The sequence below is a fragment of the Amycolatopsis alba DSM 44262 genome (assembly GCF_000384215.1).
In the GTDB taxonomy this organism is placed as follows: domain Bacteria; phylum Actinomycetota; class Actinomycetes; order Mycobacteriales; family Pseudonocardiaceae; genus Amycolatopsis; species Amycolatopsis alba.
In genome coordinates this window covers 2,018,154-2,035,728 of sequence record NZ_KB913032.1, presented here as the reverse complement: position 1 = coordinate 2,035,728, position 17,575 = coordinate 2,018,154, and the positions used below count along the sequence as shown (strand labels likewise).

At 68.0% G+C, this 17,575-nt stretch carries 16 protein-coding genes; 9 read left to right on the top strand and 7 right to left on the bottom strand.

Annotation, left to right across the window (positions count from 1 at the left end):
- Window positions 1-75: 75 nt before the first annotated feature.
- On the top strand, window positions 76-948 hold the full coding sequence (locus AMYAL_RS0109405) for a hypothetical protein (RefSeq protein ID WP_020631054.1): 873 nt from the start codon (window positions 76-78) through the stop codon (window positions 946-948).
- Window positions 949-1,278: 330 nt separating this feature from the next.
- Here AMYAL_RS0109405 and AMYAL_RS0109400 read toward each other — a convergent pair whose 3' ends face one another.
- Complete coding sequence (locus tag AMYAL_RS0109400) at window positions 1,279-3,540, bottom strand: ATP-binding cassette domain-containing protein (RefSeq protein ID WP_020631053.1); 2,262 nt, start codon at window positions 3,538-3,540, stop codon at window positions 1,279-1,281.
- 79 nt (window positions 3,541-3,619) lie between these two features.
- Between AMYAL_RS0109400 and AMYAL_RS0109395 the strand changes: the two genes are divergently transcribed.
- From AMYAL_RS0109395 to AMYAL_RS0109375, 5 genes are all read left to right on the top strand, one after another.
- On the top strand, window positions 3,620-4,402 hold the full coding sequence (locus AMYAL_RS0109395; protein WP_026466895.1) for a TetR/AcrR family transcriptional regulator: 783 nt from the start codon (window positions 3,620-3,622) through the stop codon (window positions 4,400-4,402).
- A 10-nt stretch (window positions 4,403-4,412) separates the two neighbouring features.
- Window positions 4,413-4,844 (top strand): nitroreductase/quinone reductase family protein, encoded by a 432-nt coding sequence (locus AMYAL_RS0109390; protein WP_020631051.1) that lies wholly within the window; start codon window positions 4,413-4,415, stop codon window positions 4,842-4,844.
- A 106-nt stretch (window positions 4,845-4,950) separates the two neighbouring features.
- Window positions 4,951-5,424: a pyridoxamine 5'-phosphate oxidase family protein gene (locus AMYAL_RS0109385; protein ID WP_020631050.1), complete on the top strand. Its 474-nt coding sequence runs from the start codon at window positions 4,951-4,953 to the stop codon at window positions 5,422-5,424.
- A 30-nt stretch (window positions 5,425-5,454) separates the two neighbouring features.
- Window positions 5,455-7,002, top strand: a complete 1,548-nt coding sequence (locus AMYAL_RS0109380; protein ID WP_020631049.1) for a sensor histidine kinase — start codon at window positions 5,455-5,457, stop codon at window positions 7,000-7,002.
- Window positions 6,999-7,646, top strand: a complete 648-nt coding sequence (locus AMYAL_RS0109375) for a response regulator (RefSeq protein WP_020631048.1) — start codon at window positions 6,999-7,001, stop codon at window positions 7,644-7,646. Before AMYAL_RS0109380 ends, AMYAL_RS0109375 begins: the two co-directional genes overlap by 4 nt.
- On the opposite strand, the gene AMYAL_RS0109370 is transcribed toward AMYAL_RS0109375, so the two are convergent.
- Window positions 7,643-8,242 carry a sigma-70 family RNA polymerase sigma factor gene (locus AMYAL_RS0109370; protein ID WP_026466893.1) on the bottom strand — a complete coding sequence of 200 codons (600 nt, stop codon included), beginning with the start codon at window positions 8,240-8,242 and terminating at the stop codon, window positions 7,643-7,645. The two genes, AMYAL_RS0109375 and AMYAL_RS0109370, sit on opposite strands and share 4 nt — an antisense overlap.
- Before the next feature lie 315 nt (window positions 8,243-8,557).
- Here AMYAL_RS0109370 and AMYAL_RS0109365 point away from each other — a divergent pair, with 315 nt between their 5' ends.
- Entirely contained in the window at window positions 8,558-10,327 is a 1,770-nt protein-coding gene (locus AMYAL_RS0109365; protein WP_020631046.1) for a chitinase, read from the top strand.
- Window positions 10,328-10,502: 175 nt separating this feature from the next.
- On the opposite strand, the gene AMYAL_RS0109360 is transcribed toward AMYAL_RS0109365, so the two are convergent.
- The 3 genes from AMYAL_RS0109360 to AMYAL_RS0109350 all read right to left on the bottom strand — a co-directional run bounded on the left by AMYAL_RS0109360 (window position 10,503) and on the right by AMYAL_RS0109350 (window position 14,249).
- Window positions 10,503-11,867: a cellulose binding domain-containing protein gene (locus AMYAL_RS0109360; protein WP_020631045.1), complete on the bottom strand. Its 1,365-nt coding sequence runs from the start codon at window positions 11,865-11,867 to the stop codon at window positions 10,503-10,505.
- A gap of 38 nt (window positions 11,868-11,905) precedes the next feature.
- Window positions 11,906-13,555, bottom strand: a complete 1,650-nt coding sequence (locus tag AMYAL_RS0109355; protein ID WP_020631044.1) for a glycosyl hydrolase family 18 protein — start codon at window positions 13,553-13,555, stop codon at window positions 11,906-11,908.
- 262 nt (window positions 13,556-13,817) lie between these two features.
- Window positions 13,818-14,249, bottom strand: coding sequence for an RpiB/LacA/LacB family sugar-phosphate isomerase (locus AMYAL_RS0109350; RefSeq protein ID WP_020631043.1), 432 nt, complete (start codon window positions 14,247-14,249; stop codon window positions 13,818-13,820).
- 60 nt (window positions 14,250-14,309) lie between these two features.
- On the opposite strand from AMYAL_RS0109350, the gene AMYAL_RS0109345 reads away from it, so the two are divergent.
- Window positions 14,310-14,939, top strand: coding sequence for a TetR/AcrR family transcriptional regulator (locus tag AMYAL_RS0109345; protein ID WP_020631042.1), 630 nt, complete (start codon window positions 14,310-14,312; stop codon window positions 14,937-14,939).
- On the opposite strand, the gene AMYAL_RS0109340 is transcribed toward AMYAL_RS0109345, so the two are convergent.
- Window positions 14,936-15,457: a DM13 domain-containing protein gene (locus tag AMYAL_RS0109340; RefSeq protein ID WP_020631041.1), complete on the bottom strand. Its 522-nt coding sequence runs from the start codon at window positions 15,455-15,457 to the stop codon at window positions 14,936-14,938. The genes AMYAL_RS0109345 and AMYAL_RS0109340 overlap by 4 nt on opposite strands.
- A 47-nt stretch (window positions 15,458-15,504) precedes the next feature.
- Window positions 15,505-16,530 (bottom strand): medium chain dehydrogenase/reductase family protein, encoded by a 1,026-nt coding sequence (locus AMYAL_RS0109335; protein WP_020631040.1) that lies wholly within the window; start codon window positions 16,528-16,530, stop codon window positions 15,505-15,507.
- 170 nt (window positions 16,531-16,700) lie between these two features.
- Between AMYAL_RS0109335 and AMYAL_RS0109330 the strand changes: the two genes are divergently transcribed.
- The gene (locus AMYAL_RS0109330) at window positions 16,701-17,567 is read left to right on the top strand and encodes a bile acid:sodium symporter family protein (RefSeq protein WP_020631039.1); all 867 of its coding nucleotides are present in this window, start codon (window positions 16,701-16,703) and stop codon (window positions 17,565-17,567) included.
- The last annotated feature ends 8 nt before the right edge of the window (window positions 17,568-17,575 follow it).

The following is a 17,575-nucleotide window of genomic DNA, read 5'->3' as shown; positions in this document are numbered from 1 at the left end:
TACGCAGGCGGACGTAGCCGAGGTGTCGCTTCACGGCCGACGCTTTTCGCGGCGTCCCGGAAGACACTCGAAAGCATGATTCGGACGATCGAACGCGTCGCCTACGTGACCGGGGCGCTGCTGTTTCTGAGTGGTCTCGTGCACGCGGTCGTGCTGATCGCGTCCGGCGGGTCGTGGACCGGGCCGTTGTCGATGCGGAAGGCGGTCTCCTTCGGCTTGTCGTTCGGGCTGACGCTGGCCACCGTCGCCTGGGCGACGTCGTACGTCGCGGTGCGGCCGCGCGTGCGGAACGCGCTGCTCGGCGTTTTCACCGGGGCGAGTGTCGTCGAGACGGCGCTGGTGAGCATGCAGGCCTGGCGCGGGGTGCCGTCGCACTTCAACTTCGAGACCGGTTTCGACAACGCGGTGTCGACGACACTCGCGGCGGGCGGCGGCGTCATCATCCTGACGGCGGTCTCGTTCACCGCGGCCGCGATGCGCGGCGAAGGGGAGACGACGGCCAGCATGCGGCTCGCGGTGCGGTTCGGCTTCGTCGCGCTGCTGGTGGCGCTGGGCGCGGGCGCGGCGATGATCGCGAGCGGCGTCGTCGAGGCGCGGAGCGGGAATCCGCAGGTCGCGTACACCACGGCCGGCGCGCTGAAGCCGCTGCACGCGGTGGCGATGCACGCGATCCTCATCCTGCCGGGGCTCGCCTGGCTGCTGCGGTTCACGGACTGGACGGAACGGCGGCGCGTGCGGCTGGTGTGGGTGGCGATCGGCGCCTACGCCGTCCTGACCGCGGTGGTGGGGGTGGAGTCGGTGACCGGGGTTTCGCCGCTGGCGGCCTCGCCGGTGGAGATGGTGACCTCGGGGCTGGCGCTGGGGGTGCTGGGGCTGGTCGGTGCGGTGGCTGCCCGTGAAGCGGTTCGGCGTCGGTCCGCGGGGGTCGTGAGTGGCGATTCGGGTTAGAGCCAACCGTGTTTCAGGTACCTGCGGTCGGGCGGTTTCGCGTGACCGGTGGGACGACACACGTGATCAGATGGACGACACGCGTGACTGGGCGGACGACACGCGGAGGGACTCGGCCGTGGCCGAGTGACGTCCGTCTGATCACGTGTGTCGTCCGCTTGGTCACGCGAAAGTCCCGGCCGGGCTCGCTCTGGTGCGCCGACGTCGCGAAAGCCACTTTCGGGACATCAGACGTCCCGAAAGTGGCTTTCGCGACACCCGAGCAGGCGGGCACGCGAGCGGTCGAGCACGACACCTTTCGCATGGCTCTCCGCGACGCCCGCCGACGCGCTACTGGCCCACGTAGGCGCGAAGGTGCTGCGCGGTGAGCGTGTCACCGGAGGCGACCAGATCGGCCGGAGTCCCGGTGAAGACCACCTGGCCCCCGTCCGAACCGGCGCCCGGCCCCAGGTCGATGATCCAGTCCGCGTGCGCCATCACCGCCTGGTGATGCTCGATGACCACCACCGTGTTGCCGTCGTCGACCAGCCGGTCCAGCAGTCCGAGCAACTGGTCGACGTCGGCGAGGTGCAGGCCGGTGGTCGGTTCGTCGAGGACGTAGGTCGCCGACTTCTCCGCCATCCGGATCGCCAGTTTGATCCGCTGCCGTTCCCCGCCGGACAGCGTCGTGAGCGGCTGCCCGAGCCCGAGATAGCCGAGGCCGACGTCGGAGAGCCGGTCCAGGATCGTCCGCGCCTGGCCGGAGGGGAAGAACTCCCGCGCTTCGGCGACCGGCATCGCGAGGACCTCGCTGATGTTCTTGCCGCGCAGCCGGTAGGTCAGCACTTCGGCGGTGAACCGCTTGCCCTCGCATTCCTCGCAGACCGTCGCCACCCCGGCCATCATCGCGAGGTCGGTGTAGATCAGCCCGATGCCCTTGCACTTCGGGCACGCGCCTTCGGAGTTCGCGCTGAACAGGGCCGCCTTGACGCCGTTGGCCTTGGCGAACGCGGTGCGGATCGGGTCGAGCAGGCCGGTGTAGGTCGCCGGGTTGCTGCGCCGCGAGCCGCGGATGGCCGACTGGTCGAGCACCACCACGTCGTCCCTTGTGGACAGTGAGCCGTGGATGAGCGAGCTCTTGCCCGAACCGGCGACCCCGGTGACCACGGTCAGCACGCCCAGCGGGACGTCGACGTCGACACCGCGCAGGTTGTGCCGGGTCGCGTTCCGGATCTCGACCCGCCCGGTCGGCACGCGGACGTCGGCGCGCAGCCGCGCCCGGTGGTCCAGATGCCGCCCGGTCAGCGTGCCGGACGCGCGCAGCCCGGCGACGTCACCGGTGAAGCAGATCTGCCCGCCGTTCGGCCCGGCGCCCGGCCCGAGGTCGACGACGTGGTCGGCGATCTCGATGGTCTCCGGTTTGTGCTCGACGACGAGCACCGTGTTCCCCTTGTCCTTCAACAGGAGCAGCAGGCCGTTCATGCGCTGGATGTCGTGCGGGTGCAGCCCGACGGTCGGCTCGTCGAAGACATAGGTGACGTCGGTGAGACTGGAACCCAGGTGCCGCACCATTTTCACGCGCTGCGCCTCACCGCCCGAGAGCGTCCCGGACTCGCGGTCGAGGCTCAGGTAGCCGAGGCCGATCTCCACGAGCGAGTCGAGGGTGCCGCGCAGGGTCTGGATCAGCGGGCCGACCGACGGGTCGTCGAGTTTGCGGACGACGTCGGCCAGGTCGCTGATCTGCATCGCCGAGCACTCGGCGATGTTCAGCCCGTCGATCTTCACCGACAGCGCCGCCTCGTTGAGCCGGGCGCCGTCGCACGCCGGGCATCGCCGGAAGGTGATCGCCCGGTCCACGAACGCCCGGATGTGCGGCTGCGTCGCTTCCTTGTCCTTCGACAGGAAAAGCCGCTGGACCTTCACCAGCAGGCCCTCGTAGTTCGTGTTGATCCCGGCGAGCTTGATCTTGGTGGCGGGCTTGTGCATGAAGTCTTCCCACTGCTGCGGGGTGTAGTCCTTCAGCTTGACCGCGGGATCGACGAAGCCGGACTCCGCCAGTCCCTTCCAGTACCAGCCGCCCGGCGCGAAGTTCGGGACGGTGATCGCCCCTTCGTCGAGCGAAAGCTCCTTGTCGACGAGCTGGTCGACGTCGATGGTGGAGACCTTCCCCAGCCCCTCGCATTCGGGGCACATCCCCTCGGGAAGGTTGAAGCTGAACGCGCCGGACGTGCCGATATGCGGCTGTCCCAGCCTGCTGAAGACGATCCGCAGCATCGTGTGCGCGTCGGTCGCGGTGCCGACCGTGGACCGGGAGTTGGCTCCCATCCGTTCCTGGTCGACGACGATCGCGGCGCTCAGGTTCCGCAGCGCGTCCACGTCCGGCCGTCCGACCGGGGCCATGAAGGACTGGATGAACGCGGTGTAGGTCTCGTTGATCAGCCGCTGCGACTCCGCGGCGATGGTGCCGAACACCAGGGACGACTTCCCCGAGCCCGAGACACCGGTGAAGACGGTGAGGCGGCGCTTGGGAATGTCGACCGAGACGTCGGCGAGGTTGTTCTCTCTGGCTCCGCGCACCTGGATCATGTCGTGGCTGTCGGCGGCCGAAGGCATGGCTCTCCCCTGGTTGGAACTCTTTAGCCTGTAAAGTGAGGGTAGCAGAGGTTGGTTTATGCTGTAAGGAGTTGGGCAAGTGGTCGTCTACGCGGCTCAAGGGGACCCTCGGCGGTCGATGGCGCTGCTGTGGCGGACGGAGTCGCCGGACGTCGAGCGTCCCGGTCCCAAGCAGGGACTTTCGGTGGAGCTGATCGTCGAAACGGCCATCACCATCGCGGACGCCGAAGGGATGGCGGGCCTCTCGATGCGGGCCGTCGGGGACAGGCTCGGCCGGACGGCCATGGCGCTCTACACCTATGTCCCGAGCAAGAGCGAACTGCTCGATCTCATGTACGACAAGGCGCTCGCCGAGTTGCCTGCTTCCCGCGACGGTGACGGCTGGCGGGCCGACGTCACGCAGTGGGCGGAGGATCTCTGGGACTTCTACCTGCGGCATCCGTGGGTCCTGCAGATCTCGCAGGCCCGGCCGGTGCTGGGGCCGAACGAGTACGTCGTGCTGGAGGCGCTCGTGAAGATCCTGCGCCGGACCGGGTTGCGCCCGGTCGTGCTGCGGCGGCTGGTCAGCGCGCTGTACGCGTGCGTGCGCGAGCCCGCCAGGACCGCGTCGGAAACGCGGCTGGCCGAGAAGGTGACAGGGCAGTCCGGCGACGAGTGGTGGTACGCGCGGTCCGCGCATCTGCGCGAGGTCTCGCCGGACTTCGCCGACCGGTTCCCGACGCTGACCTGGATGGAGGCCGGGCACGCGTTCCGGATGGAGGACGAGACGGTGTCCTACCTGGAACAGGAGGCGCGGGAGGCCTTCGAGCTCTCGCTGACCGTTCTCCTGGACGGAATCGAAGTCGCGATGAAAGCGGAGTAGCCTTCTCCGCATGCCCAGTGATTTCGCCTTGAAGACCATGAACGCCGTCCACCGCGTCATCCAGAAGGTCAGCGGCGGCCGCGCCGGCTGGCAGGTCGCCGGGATGACCGTCCTGGAACTGACCACCATCGGCCGCAAATCCGGCCGGCCCCGCACCGTGCTGCTGACCTCGCCGCTGCGCGAGGGCGACGCGTACGTCATCGTCGCCTCCCGCGGTGGCGACGACCAGCACCCGGCGTGGTTCCTCAACCTCCGCGACAACCCCGAGGTCCAGGTCACCCTGAAGGGTGAGACCGCTCAGCCGATGGTCGCGAGCGTCGCCGACACCGAGCTGCGTGCCCGCCTGTGGCCCGAGATCACCGCGGACTTCAAGAACTACGCCCAGTACCAGACCAAGACCGAGCGGGAGATCCCCGTGGTCCTGCTGTCGCCCAAGCCGTAGCGCCGCATCCCCCGCATGAGGCGGGTCCATTGGCCCTACCGGTGAGTCGGCGGGGAAGGGACCGTGGATCTCGACGAAGCACACGACGAGAACGCGGGGATGCCGAATGTCCGACTCCTTGGGTCTCGAGACGCTCGACCGCGAGCAGTGCCTGGCGCTGCTCGCGGGCGCCGGGCTCGGCCGGGTGGTGTTCACCTCCCGCGCCCTTCCGGCGATCCAGCCCGCGCGGTTCGCGCTTCACCACGGCGCGATCGTGGTCCGGACGCCGCCACAGAGCGCGCTGTTCGCCGGAGTGCTCGACAGCGTGGTGGCTTTCGCCGTCGACGAGTTCACCACGGACCTGGGGAGCGGTTGGTTCGTCACCGCCCTCGGCCGCGCTTCCGAGGTGCGTGATCCGATCGTGATAGCCGAGCTCGCGACCTTGCCGCTGGGCTGCTGGACTGGGCGAACGGACTCGCGGTACCTCCGGATACCGATCGAGTCGGTAACCGGACGAAGGATCCTCGGCGTGTGCAGTAACGAAGCACTGTCCGTGATCGACGCACCAGATGAGCGTTCCGGGCGCGTCTGCCATTCCTGACCCCCTTGTCCGGAGCGTTACTCCGGGACGGTGACGGCGGTGCGGCGGGTGAGTGCGGCGAGTGACGCCAAGGCGCCCAGGATTCTGGACGCGGTGGCCGGGATCGCCCACGATCTCAGCCTCTCCGACGTGCTGCGGCGGATGGTCGAATCCGCTTGCGAGCTGACCGGTGCGCCGTTCGGCGCCTTGAGCGTCCTCGATTCGGGCGAATTCATCCGCGTCGCCGACGCCTGGGAAAAGGCGCCGTCCGAGGACGAGTCCCGTGTGATGCCGCTGCGCGTGCGCGGCCGCATCTTCGGGATGCTGTACCTCGCCCCCAAACCGGACGGTGCGGAGTTCACCGAAGCCGAGGAGGACCTGCTCGTCGCGCTCACCGCGGCGGCCGGGGTGGTGATCGAGAACGCGGCGCTGTTCGACCAGGTGCAGCGGCGCGAGCGCTGGCTCGAAGCCTCCTATCACGTCACCGGCGCACTGCTGACCGACCAGGATCTGACCGCGACCCTGCATCTCATCGCCGAACGCGCCCGTGTCGTCGCCGGTGGCACCGCGGGGGCGGTGGCCCTGCCCCGCGGCGACGGTCAGCTGGTCTTCGAGATCGTCGAGCCGCCGGGACCGGACGCGGACAAGCTCGCCGGCGTCGCCGTGCCCACCGAGGGCACCGCGACCGGGATGGCGTTCACCACCGGGAAACCCGTCGTGGTCCGGGACTACGGCGAGAAGGTGCTCGACTACCAGGGCGACAACGCCTCCACGATGCCCGCGGCGATCAAGGACCTGGACTCCACGATCGCGGTCCCGCTGATCGTCGGCGAGGAGAAACTCGGCGTCCTGCTGGTGGCGAAGTTCCGTGACAGGACGCCGTTCTCCGCCTACGACGTCCAGCTCGCCGAGACCTTCGCCGCGCACGCCGCGCTCGCCGTCGAATTCGCCCGCGCGCAACAGGACAGGCAGCGGCTCGCCGTCTTCGAGGACCGCGACCGGATCGCCCGCGACTTGCACGATCTGGTGATCCAGCGGTTGTTCGCGATCGGCCTCGGCCTGGAGGGCCTCAGCAGGCTCGCGACCGAACCGGCCGTCGCCGACCGCGTGACCGGTTTCGCGCACGAGATCGACCGTACGATCCGCGAGATCCGCAACAGCATCTTTTCCCTGCAGGAACCGGCGGAGGCTCAGGGCAGCCTCCGGTCGGAGCTGCTGCGTGTCGCGCTGGACGCGGGCTGCGCTTCCGAACCCAGGGTCGGGTTCGACGGGCCGCTCGACTCGGCCGTGCCGGACACGGTCCGCTCGGATCTCATCGCGACCCTGCGCGAAGCACTGTCCAATGTGGTCAGGCACGCCGAGGCGACGACGGTGTCGGTCGACGTCTCCGTCGACCGGGACGGGCGGTGGCTGAAACTTTCGGTGGTGGACGACGGGGTCGGCATGCCCGTCGAACCCGGCCATCGCAGCGGGGTCGCGAACCTCGCCGAACGCGCGGCCCGCTGGAACGGGTCGTTCAGCGTCGAAGCGAGACCGGAAGGCGGGACGAGGCTCGACTGGTCGGTGGAGCTACCGGCCCGACAGGGGAGTGTGGGATGACGATTTCGGTGTTCCTGCTGGACGATCACGAACTCGTCCGCACCGGGCTGAAGACCGTCTTCGAGGCGGAAGACGACTTCACCGTGGTCGGCGAGGCGTCCACGGCCGCCGAGGCCTTCGTGCGGATCCCCGCGGTCAAACCGCAGGTCGCGGTGCTCGACGTCCGGCTGCCGGACGGCGAGGGGGTCAGTGTCTGCCGGGAGATCCGGGCGTCCATCGACCCGCCGCCCGCCTGCCTGATGCTGACGTCCTACTCGGACGACGACGCGTTGTTCGGCGCGATCATGGCGGGCGCGGCCGGGTACATGCTCAAGCAGGTCTCCGGCGGGGCGCTCGTCAAGGCCGTCCGCACGGTCGCCGCGGGGGGATCGCTCCTGGACAGCACGCTGACGGCGTCGGTGATGAACCGTCTGCGCGGCGAGAGCGACCTCCCCGACCCGCGGTACGAACAGCTGAGCCCGCAGGAGCGCCGGGTGCTCGACCACATCGCCGACGGGCTGACCAACCGCCAGATCGCGGAAAAGCTGTACCTGGCGGAGAAGACGGTCAAGAACTACGTGTCGTCCTTGCTGCACAAGCTCGGTTTCGAACGCCGCACCGCCGCCGCCGTCTACGCCACGCAACGCCGCAAGCCCTCCGTCTAGAGGAAGGTGAACCCGCCGGCGAAACCGGGATCCTCGCGCAGCACCCGGCGCAGTTCGTTGAGCGCCCGGTGCTGGGTGACGCGGACCGCGCCCGCGCTCGCCATGCCCAGCGCCTTCGCCGTCTCCTCGGCGCTGAACCCGTGGATCACGCGAAGCACCAGCACGTCGCGCTGCCTCGCGGAGAGGACCTCGAACAGCTGTGACAAGCGGCGGTTGCGATCCGCCTTCTCGACCTCTTCGAACGTCGGGTTCCACGGACCGTCCTGTTCGGGCTCCGGATCGGGGACCGGCGCGGACGGGTCGCGGGCGAGGTTCCGGCGGACGTCGGCGACCTTGTGCGAAGCGATCCCGAAGACGTAGGGCAGGAAGCTGTTGTCCTGGTAGCTGTAGCGCGGCAAGGCGACCAGGACGGCCATGAGGACTTCCTGCGCGCAGTCCTCGGCGTTGGAGATGCCGCGTATCGTTCCGCCGAGCCTGCCCGCGCAGTACCGGATCACGATCGGCCGGAGCAGCGTCAGCAGGCTCCCGATGGCCCGCCGGTCACCGCTGATCGCCGCGCGGATCATCTCGCCGTCCGGCTCTCCCGGCCGGGGCACGCGCGAGGCACCCTTTCCCGTCGAGTGCGCATCCGCGCTGTATACCGGGCGCACGGCTTCTGCCACGGCGGTCACGCCGGATGGGCCGTTCTCGGTGTGTCCCTGTGTGTTCCCATAGTCCCCACCTCCCGAAAGCCCCCAGCCCTCGTTTGCCCTTCCGACGTTACGGAGCGCGCTCGCGCGTCACACCGGTACAGCAGCCCGGAGTAGTCAGGTCTTTAGGCCCTGGTGGTGCCAGGGTATGGACTTTCCCCGGATTGGTCTAGACAATTAGCCCAGTGCGGCGGCAGGCCGCCCTTTCACGGAGGAATCGCGATGAGGCGTTCCAGATCCCTGGCCTTTCTGGCCGTTTTGGTGCTCACCTTCACCGGGCTGATAGCGGGGGGCGGCACCGCGAGCGCGGCCAACCTGCTCCTCAATCCCGGTTTCGAGGCGGGTTCGACGTCCGGCTGGTCCTGTGCGGCGGGCGCGGCCGTGACCACACCGGTCCGTTCGGGCGGTTACGCCGTCGCGGTCACACCCGGTTCGACGATCGGGAAGTGCACACAGACGGTATCCGTCCAGCCGAACACGACCTACGCGGTTTCCGCTTGGGTGAACGGGAATCCGGTGTACCTCGGGGTCACCGGCGGGCCGTCGACCTGGACCGCCGCGACCTCGTACACGCAGCTTTCGCTTTCGTTCACGACGACGGCGACGCAGACGACGGCGGAGGTGTACGTCCACGGCTGGTACGGGGCGGGCACCTTCTACGCGGACGACGTCAGTCTCGACGGACCCGGCGGCGGGACTCCGGGAGCGCCTCCGGCGCCGGGGAATCCGGCCGTGGGCACGGTGACGAACTCGTCGATCGCGCTTTCGTGGGGAGCGTCGGCGGGCACTGTGACGGGATACCGCGTCTACGAAGGCGGGAACGTCGTCGCGACGGCGACCGGGACTGCGGCGACGATTTCGGGGCTGACGGCCTGTTCTTCGCACACCTACTCGGTGGCCGCGTACAACAGCGCAGGCGAATCGCCGAAGACCACCGAGGTGGGCGGTACGACCACCGGCTGCGTCGACACCGGTCTGCCGAAGCACGCGCTGATCGGCTACCTGCACACGAGCTTCGCCAACGGCTCCGGGTACACGCGGATGGCCGACGTCCCGGCCGCGTGGGACATCGTCAACCTGGCCTTCGGTGAGCCGACTTCGGTGACGTCGGGCGACATCCGCTTCACGCGATGCCCGGTGGCGGAATGCCCGACGGTGGAAAGCGACGCGGACTTCATCGCCGCGATCCGCGCGAAACAGGCGCAGGGCAAGAAGGTCCTGATCTCCATCGGCGGGCAGAACGGCCAGGTCCAGCTGACCACGGCCGCGGCGCGCGACGCCTTCGTCAGCTCGGTCTCCGCGATCATCGACCGGTACGGGCTGAACGGGCTCGACATCGACTTCGAGGGACACTCGCTGTACCTCAACTCCGGTGACAACGACTTCCGGAACCCGACAACGCCGGTGATCGTCAATCTCATTTCTGCGCTGAAGACGCTGAAAGCGAAGTACGGCGCGGGATTCGTGCTGACGATGGCGCCGGAGACGTTCTTCGTGCAGACCGGGTACCAGTACTACGGCGGCCTCGGCGGCGCCGACAACCGGACGGGCTCGTACCTTCCGGTGATCCACGCGATGCGGGACGCGCTGACCGTGCTGCACGTCCAGGACTACAACTCCGGGCCGGTGATGGGGCTGGACAACCAGTACCACTTCATGGGCGGCGCGGACTTCCACATCGCGATGACCGACATGATCAAGGCGGGCTTCACGGTGTCCTCGACCGGATTCCGGTTCCCAGGGCTGCGTGAGGACCAGATCGCGTTCGGCCTGCCCGCCGCGGTGAGCGCGGGCAACGGGCACACCGCGCCGGCGGCGGTCCATTCGGCGCTGAACTGCCTGGTGAAGAACTCCGGATGCGGATCGTATTCCTTGCGGGGCGGTGCTTCTCCGGCGCTGCGCGGGCTGATGACGTGGTCGATCAACTGGGACCGGTACTACGGCTGGGAATTCCAGAACGCTCACGAACCCTTCCTGAACGCCCTGCCCTGACCCCGCATTTCGTCACTTTCGGGACAGCAGTACGTCCCGAGCGCCACGTTCGAGACGGTGAGCGTCTCAGGCGTGGCGTTCGGGACACACTCACGATCAGAGGGCGAAGTGGGTAGAGGAGCGGGCCCGCACCGTGCAGCATCGGTGCGGGCCCGCAGTTTCAGGGGAAGGGACGTCAGAAGCCTGCGGTGATCCGCGTGAAGTCCCAGTCGTTCTGTGCGATACCACTGCAGTTCTCGGCGACGCCGCCACCGGGACAGGGCCGGTCGCGGTTGGCCGACCAGAAAGCGAGCCTGGCGATCTTGTTCGTCTTGGACCAGTTGGTGATCTTGGTCCAGGCGTCGAGACTCGTCAGCTCCTGCTGATCCGAAAGGCCGTTCATCCCGCTGATGCCCAGGTGGCCGTACGCCGTGGCGTCGTCCCACCCGAAGGTCGACTTCAGCTTGTCCCGCAGGCCGTTCGAGGCCTTGATGGTGTTGCCGTACATGTCCGCGCCGCCACCGAAGTCGAACGGCATGATCGTGTAGACGTCGATGCCGGCGTTCAGCGCCTTCGACTGGTCGATGAGCCGGTTGCCCCAGGAGTTCGGGCCGCTGGTCGTCGTGCCGAAGGTGAGAATGGTCTGGATACCGGGGTTCTTCGCCTTCACGATCTTCAACGCGTTGAGGACGCGGTCCTGCACTGTCGCGTTCTCGAACTCGTCGGTGTTCTCGATGTCGATGTCGATCGCCTTGAGACCATAGGCGTCGATCACCTTCTGGTAGGCACCGGCGAGCAATTCCGGCGTCGAGCAGTTCGGGCCGAGCTTGTTGCCGCTCCACCCGCCGAAGGACGGCACGACCTGCCCGCCCGCGGCCTTGATCTGCGCGATCGCGTTCGCGTCGGCGCCGCCCTGCAACGGACGGCTGCCGTCCCACGCGGGGTTGCAACCGTTCGACGCCAGCACGAACGCCAGGGTGAACCACTTGATGCCGGTCGCGTTCATGACCGTCTGCGGGTTCGGCGGGCTGCCCCAGCCCATGTACAGATACGGCGCGCCACGACCGCCGGGCAGCGGCGGGTTGCTCGTGGTGGTCGTCGGCGGGTTCGACGTCGTCGTCGTGGTGGTCGGCGTGGTCGGGGTGGTGGGAGTGGTCGGCGTCGTGGTGGGGCCGCCGCCGCCCGGATCACAGGAGCCGCCGTTGACCTTGCAGTTCGCCGGGGCGACATAGCTCCCGGAGTACTTGACGTTGAACCCGAAACTGGTGCTGCCCCCGTTGCCGAGGTTGCCGTTCCAGGTGTTCTTCACCGTCACGTGCTGTCCGGAGGCGGTGTAGCTGCCGTCCCACAGCGAGGCGATCGAATGTCCCGCGGGAAGGTCGAATTCGACCGTCCACGTGGGAAGGCTCGATCCGGAGTTGTTGCTGATCGTGTACTTGCCCTCCCAGCCGGAGCCCCAATCGGAGCCCTTGCTGAAGGCGGCGCCGACGCCGCCGGCCGCGGAGGCCGGCGCGATCACGAGGACCGCACCGGCCGTTGCGGCAGCGGCGGCCAGGCCCACGGCCTGGATCCAAGTCCGCTTAGCCACTGTCAAACCTCTCAGTTAAGGCCGTTACGCATGGCCGTGACGAGCTCGCCGTTGCTGGTGTCGCCGGTGAGTTCCCAGAAGAACGCGCCGCCGAGACCCTGGTTCTTGGCCCAGCCCATCTTCGAATTGATGGTTGCGGGAGTGTCGTAGCTCCACCAGTTGTTGCCGCACTTCGCGTACGCGGTGCCCGCGATCGTGCCGGTTGTCGGGCAGGAGTTCTTCAGGACCTTGTAGTCCTCGATGCCCGCTTCATAGGTGCCGGGTGCCGCGCCGGTCGCGGTGCCGCCAGGGGCGTCCTGTGTGACGCCGGTCCAGCCACGGCCGTAGAAACCGATACCCAGCAACAGTTTGCTCGCCGGAACACCCTTGGACTTGAGCTTCTGGATGGCGTCGTCGGAGTTGAAGCCCTGCTGCGGGATGCCGGGGTACGCGGTCAGCGGCGAGTGCGGGGCCGTCGGACCCTTTGCCGCCCAGGCACCGAAGAAGTCATAGGTCATGACGTTGTACCAGTCGAGGTACGCCGACGCGGGGCCGTAGTCGGCGACGTCGAGCTTGCCGCCGCTGCTGGCGTCCGCGGTGATCGCGGCGGTGACCAGGAACGAGGAGCCGAACTTGGTGCGCAGCGCCTGCGCCACGTCCTTGATGGCACCGGGACCGCTGGTGTCACAGGAAAGACCGCAGGCGTTCGGGTACTCCCAGTCGATGTCGATGCCGTCGAAGACGTCGGCCCACCGCGGGTCCTTGATCAGGTTGTAGCAGGAGTTCGCGAACGCGGCCGGGTTCTTCGCCGCCTGGCCGAAGCCGCCGGACCAGGTCCAGCCGCCGAACGACCACAGCACCTTCAGGCCGGGGTACATCTTCTTCAGCTTGCGCAGCTGGTTGAAGTTACCGCGCAGCGCGCCGTTGTCCCACGTGTCCGCGACACCGTCCACACTGGACCCGGCGTCGTAGAACTTGTCGTAGTCGGCGTAGGTGTCGTCGTTCGCGGTGCAGGAACCGTTGGTGACGTTGCCGAAGGCGTAGTTGATGTGCGTCAGCTTCGCCGCGGAACCCGAAGTGTGAATGTTCTTCACGTGGTAATTGCGACCGTAGACGCCCCACTGCACGAAGTAGCCGAGGTTCTTCTTCGCGCCGGGGTTGGGGTTCGAAGTCGTCGTGGTCGGCGGGTTGCTCGTGGTGGTCGTCGTGGGCGGGTTCGACGTCGTCGGGTTGGACGTCGTGCTCGTGGGCGGATTGCTCGTCGTCGGGGTGCCCCCACCCGGATCGCAAGAGCCGCCGTTGATCTTGCAGTTCGCGGGCGCGGTGTAGGCGCCGGAATACTTGACGTTGAAGCCGAAGCTGATCGAAGCTCCGTTGGAAATGTTGCCGTTCCAGGTGTTCTTGACGGTCACATGCTGGCCGGAGGCGGTGTAGCTGCCGTCCCACAGCGAAGCGATCGAGTGGCCTGCCGCGAGGTCGAACTCGAGCGTCCAGGAGGTGAGGCTCGATCCCGAATTGTTCGTGATCGTGTACTTGCCTTCCCAGCCAGCGCCCCAATCCGAGCCCTTGGTCAGCGTGGCCCCGACCCCACCCGCCGCGTTCGCCGGCACGGTCACCAGACCGACAGCCAGCGCCGCGACGGCCGTGAACAGGCCGACCAGATGCCATCTCTTTCTTGACATTTCACTCCTTACAACACGGTGCAGGGAAATGATCTTGGAGAGGGATTTCGTCAGTGCGAAATCGGCGACATCGCGTTGCCGCGGCCGGAGCCGGGCAGGCGGGGATGCGTCTTCATCGACCACCTCCATGCGGAACGCTTTGTTGCGGGAGACGGTACGTGGTCTGGACCAATATGGGAAGCGTCACTACGTAGCGTGGTGATTTTCCTGCGAACGGCCTAATACGTTCGACAGCGTTAACCGTTCACAGGTCCGGTGCCGTCTACCGACGGAATTCGTCCATTTCGCCGAGCCGGGCGATATTCGCCGATTCGTCGGCGTCCGGCTCGATACCGGAAAGGAAGACCTCGGTGATTTCGACGGCCACGTCGGGGGAGAGCCGTTTGAGGCTCAGTGCCAGCACGTTCGCGTCGTTCCACTTGCGCGCGCCCGCGGCGATCCAGGTGTCCCAGGCCAGCGCGGCACGCACGCCGGGGACCTTGTTGGCCGCGATCGCCGTGCCCGTCCCGGTCCAGCACATCACCACGCCGAAGTCGGCCTCGCCGTCGGCGACCGCCTTGCCCACCGCCGCGCCGAGTTCCGGCCAGAGTTCCGACGTCGCGGGGCGGATCACCTCGTGGCCTGCCTCGGCCAGGAAGGCCTGGACGGCGTCCGTGGTGGCGTTCCGGTCGTCGGCGGAGAAGGCGATCCTCATGCCTCGATCGTAACGCCGCGTCAGCGGGTGTCGAACCGGAAGTCATGGGAAGATCTCGTCGTGGACTCGTCTGCGGAGGAGCGCCAGGTCCAGCGTGACCAGGAGGCGGCCAGGACACGGATTCTCGACATCGCCGCCCGCCTCATCGGCGAGGCCGGTTTCACCCGGCTCAAGATCGGCATGATCTGTGCCAGGACAGGCTATCCGAGCGCCGTCGTCTACCAGCTGTTCGGCTCGAAGGAGACGCTGGTGCAGCGGCTCGTCGAGTTCGCCGCGGAGAAGTTCGCCGACGCCTTCGGTGCCGCCGTCGCCACCCGGACCGGTGGCCTGACCCCCAGCCCGATGGACATGCTGCGCGCGCTGCTGGACGTCTTCTTCGAACTGCTCACCGACATGCCGCCGCTGAACCGGGCTTTCGTGGTGCTGTGGACGGACGCGACCGTCGGCGATCCGGCGGTGCGGTCGGCGATGACCGAGGCCGACCGCCGGTACCGGTTCGCCATCGCGCAGACCGTCGCCGCCGGGATCGCCGACGGCTCCATCGCCGGAGTCCGGGATCCGGACGCGTACGCGGCGGCGCTGGTCGGACAGCTGCGGGGGATCGCCGTGGCCGCGATCATCGATCCCGGCGGAATCGACCTGCGAGCCGTCCGCGCGGAACTGGAGTACGCCGTGAACCGGCTCGCCTAGGCGGTTTTGATCAGCTGGGCCGCGCCGAACGAGACGTCGAACCGGTCGCACCAGATGCTGACACTCGAATAGCGCGTCAGATCGGTGCCCTCGGGCAGGGTGTAGTTCTGGCTGCCCTTGTTGCCCTTGAGTTTCCCCGCGCTCACGTGCGCGCCGTCGTCGAAGACGAACCAGCCGTCCTTGCCGGGGAGCACCGGCGCGTCGGAGAGCAGGACCCGCAGATCCGGACCGTTGCTCGTGTCGAGGTTCTCCAGGCGCAGCACCAGCGATCCGTCGTCCGCGCGCAGGATCCGGACGCCGCCGCGGGTCTCGTGCTCGTGGCTGATCAGCTCGCCGGTCGCCACGATCATGGGCTTTTTCGGGGCGGGCGCGGCACTTTCGGAGGTTCGGGCGACGGGAAGCGCCTCCTGCACCGTTTCGTTCACCCAGAGCTTCCACGGCTGGAACCAGTAGAGGCCCGCCGCCACCGCCACCACCAGACCGGCCGCCAGGACGGCGAGCACCCGCTTGCGTTTCATGTCCTCATTCAACCGCCCGCGGGGCCCGGAACGCGGTTACCGAACCCTTACGGCGTGAGCACCACCTTGCCCGCGACCGTCCCGGATTCGGCCAGCCGCATCGCTTCCGCGACCCGGCTCAGCGGCAGCCGCGCCGCGACCTGGGCCGTGATCGTGCCGTCCTTCAGTGCCGCGAAGACCTGGGTGAGGTCTTCGCGCAGGCGGGCGCGGAACCGGTTCTTGGCGAAGGACCGTCCCGCCCAGACGTTGAAGAAGTACGCGCTGCGGCCGTTCGGGAGGCTGTTCCACACCATCACCCGCGCGAGGATCTTGAGCACGGGCAACTGCTTGGAGCCCTCGTCGTCACGGGTCGCGGCGCTGCCGTAGGAGACGAGGGTGCCGCCGCGGGCGAGCAGCTTCCAGGACGCGGGCACGCTGGCGCCGCCGACGTGGTCGAAGACGGCGTCGACACCCTCGGGTGCGAGCTCGCGCACGCGGGCGGAGATGTCTTCGGTCCGGTAGTCGATCGGCGTGACTCCCCAGCGCCGCAACGCTTCGTGATGCCGCTCCGACGCCGTGCCGATCACCCGCACGCCCGCCTGGGTGGCTAGCTGGACCAGCAGCGAGCCCACCCCGCCGTTCGCGCCGTGGACCAGGATCGTCTGCCCGGCGCGCACCCGCGCCTTGCGGTGCAGCATCTGCCAGGCGGTGATGCCGTTGACCACCGCGGTCTCGGCCTCCTCGGCGCCGAGGCCGTCCGGGACGGGGACGACGTCGGCGGCGTCGAGCACCACGTGGCTGGCCCAGCTCCCGACCTTCGTCAGCGCGGCGATCCGTCGGCCGGCGAATGCGTTGTCGACCCCGTCGCCCGTGGTCAGCACCGTGCCGACCAGGTCGTAGCCGGGGACGAAGGGGAAGGGCGGCTGGTCGTAGTACTTGCCGCGGCGCATCTGCTGTTCGGCGAAGGAGACCCCGGTCGCCTCCATCGCGACCACGACCTGGCCGGGGCCTGGCTCGGGGAGCGGGCGTTCCCGCAGCTCCAGGCCTTCCGGCTCGACCTTGCCCGGCAGTACCACCTCGGTCAGCGTGTTCATCCCGATCTCCTTGAATGCTTGTCGTGTTCGTTAGAGCCTGTAGCTATAGTGAGCACTGCTCTCGGAAATGTCAAGCGGGGTCACGTCTGGGTTTCGGTGGCTTGACCGGGTTCTCGCCGCTTGACACGATTTGCCGAGCTGAAAAGGGCATATCGGACGGAGGCCCCACGATGGGTTCGGCGATGTTTTCGGTCCTCTTGCCCGTCGCTTTGGCGCTCGTCATGTTCGGGCTGGGGCTGACCCTGACCGTCGGTGACTTCACGCGCGTGGTGAAGTACCCGAAGGCCGCCGTCATCGCGCTGGTGTGCCAGATGATCGTGCTGCCCGCGATCTGCCTCGGCCTCATCCTGGTGTTCGGCATCGAAGGGGTGCTCGCGGTCGGGATGATGTTGCTCGTCGCTTCGCCGGGCGGGACGTCGGCGAATCTGTTCAGTCACCTCGCCGGCGGTGACGTCGCCCTCAACGTCACGCTCACGGCGATCAACTCCGTGCTGGCCGTGTTCACGCTGCCGTTGGTGGTCGGCCTGTCGATGGCCGGGTTCCTCGACGGCGGTGCCTCGGTCGGGCTCCAGCCCGCGAAGTTCGTGCAGGTGTTCGCGATCGTGCTGATCCCGGTCGTGATCGGGATGGCGGTGCGGAGCCGGTTCACCGGCTGGGCCGAGCGGATGCGCAAACCGGTCAAGATCGGCTCCGCCGTGGTGCTCGTGCTGGTGATCGCGGCCGCGATCGCGCAGGAATTCCGGACCCTGGTGGACAACATCGGGACACTCGGGCCGGTGGCGCTGGCGCTTTCCGTGCTCAGTCTCGCGATCGGGTACTACGTGCCGCGTCTGTTCCGGGTGGACCGCGGGCAGTCGATCGCGTCCGCCATGGAGATCGGCGTCCACAACGCCACCCTCGCGATCGCCGTGGCGATCTCCGTGCTCGGCGACAAGACGATGGCCGTGCCCGCCGGGATCTACGGCGTGCTCATGTTCTTCCCCGCCGGCATCGTGGCTCTGGTGTTGTCCCGCAGCAAGGAGACCGCGCGGGTCTGAGTTACGTT

Excerpts from the sequence above, each read along its gene's own strand:
- AMYAL_RS0109375 (WP_020631048.1), top strand. The coding sequence starts at position 6,999 with ATGACGATTTCGGTGTTCCTGCTGGACGATCACGAACTCGTCCGCACC.
- AMYAL_RS0109350 (WP_020631043.1), bottom strand. The coding sequence starts at position 14,249 with ATGAGGATCGCCTTCTCCGCCGACGACCGGAACGCCACCACGGACGCC.
- AMYAL_RS0109340 (WP_020631041.1), bottom strand. The coding sequence starts at position 15,457 with ATGAAACGCAAGCGGGTGCTCGCCGTCCTGGCGGCCGGTCTGGTGGTG.
- AMYAL_RS0109335 (WP_020631040.1), bottom strand. The coding sequence starts at position 16,530 with ATGAACACGCTGACCGAGGTGGTACTGCCGGGCAAGGTCGAGCCGGAA.
- AMYAL_RS0109355 (WP_020631044.1), bottom strand. The coding sequence starts at position 13,555 with ATGTCAAGAAAGAGATGGCATCTGGTCGGCCTGTTCACGGCCGTCGCG.
- AMYAL_RS0109365 (WP_020631046.1), top strand. The coding sequence starts at position 8,558 with ATGAGGCGTTCCAGATCCCTGGCCTTTCTGGCCGTTTTGGTGCTCACC.
- AMYAL_RS0109330 (WP_020631039.1), top strand. The coding sequence starts at position 16,701 with ATGGGTTCGGCGATGTTTTCGGTCCTCTTGCCCGTCGCTTTGGCGCTC.
- AMYAL_RS0109390 (WP_020631051.1), top strand. The coding sequence starts at position 4,413 with ATGCCCAGTGATTTCGCCTTGAAGACCATGAACGCCGTCCACCGCGTC.
- AMYAL_RS0109385 (WP_020631050.1), top strand. The coding sequence starts at position 4,951 with ATGTCCGACTCCTTGGGTCTCGAGACGCTCGACCGCGAGCAGTGCCTG.
- AMYAL_RS0109400 (WP_020631053.1), bottom strand. The coding sequence starts at position 3,540 with ATGCCTTCGGCCGCCGACAGCCACGACATGATCCAGGTGCGCGGAGCC.
- AMYAL_RS0109405 (WP_020631054.1), top strand. The coding sequence starts at position 76 with ATGATTCGGACGATCGAACGCGTCGCCTACGTGACCGGGGCGCTGCTG.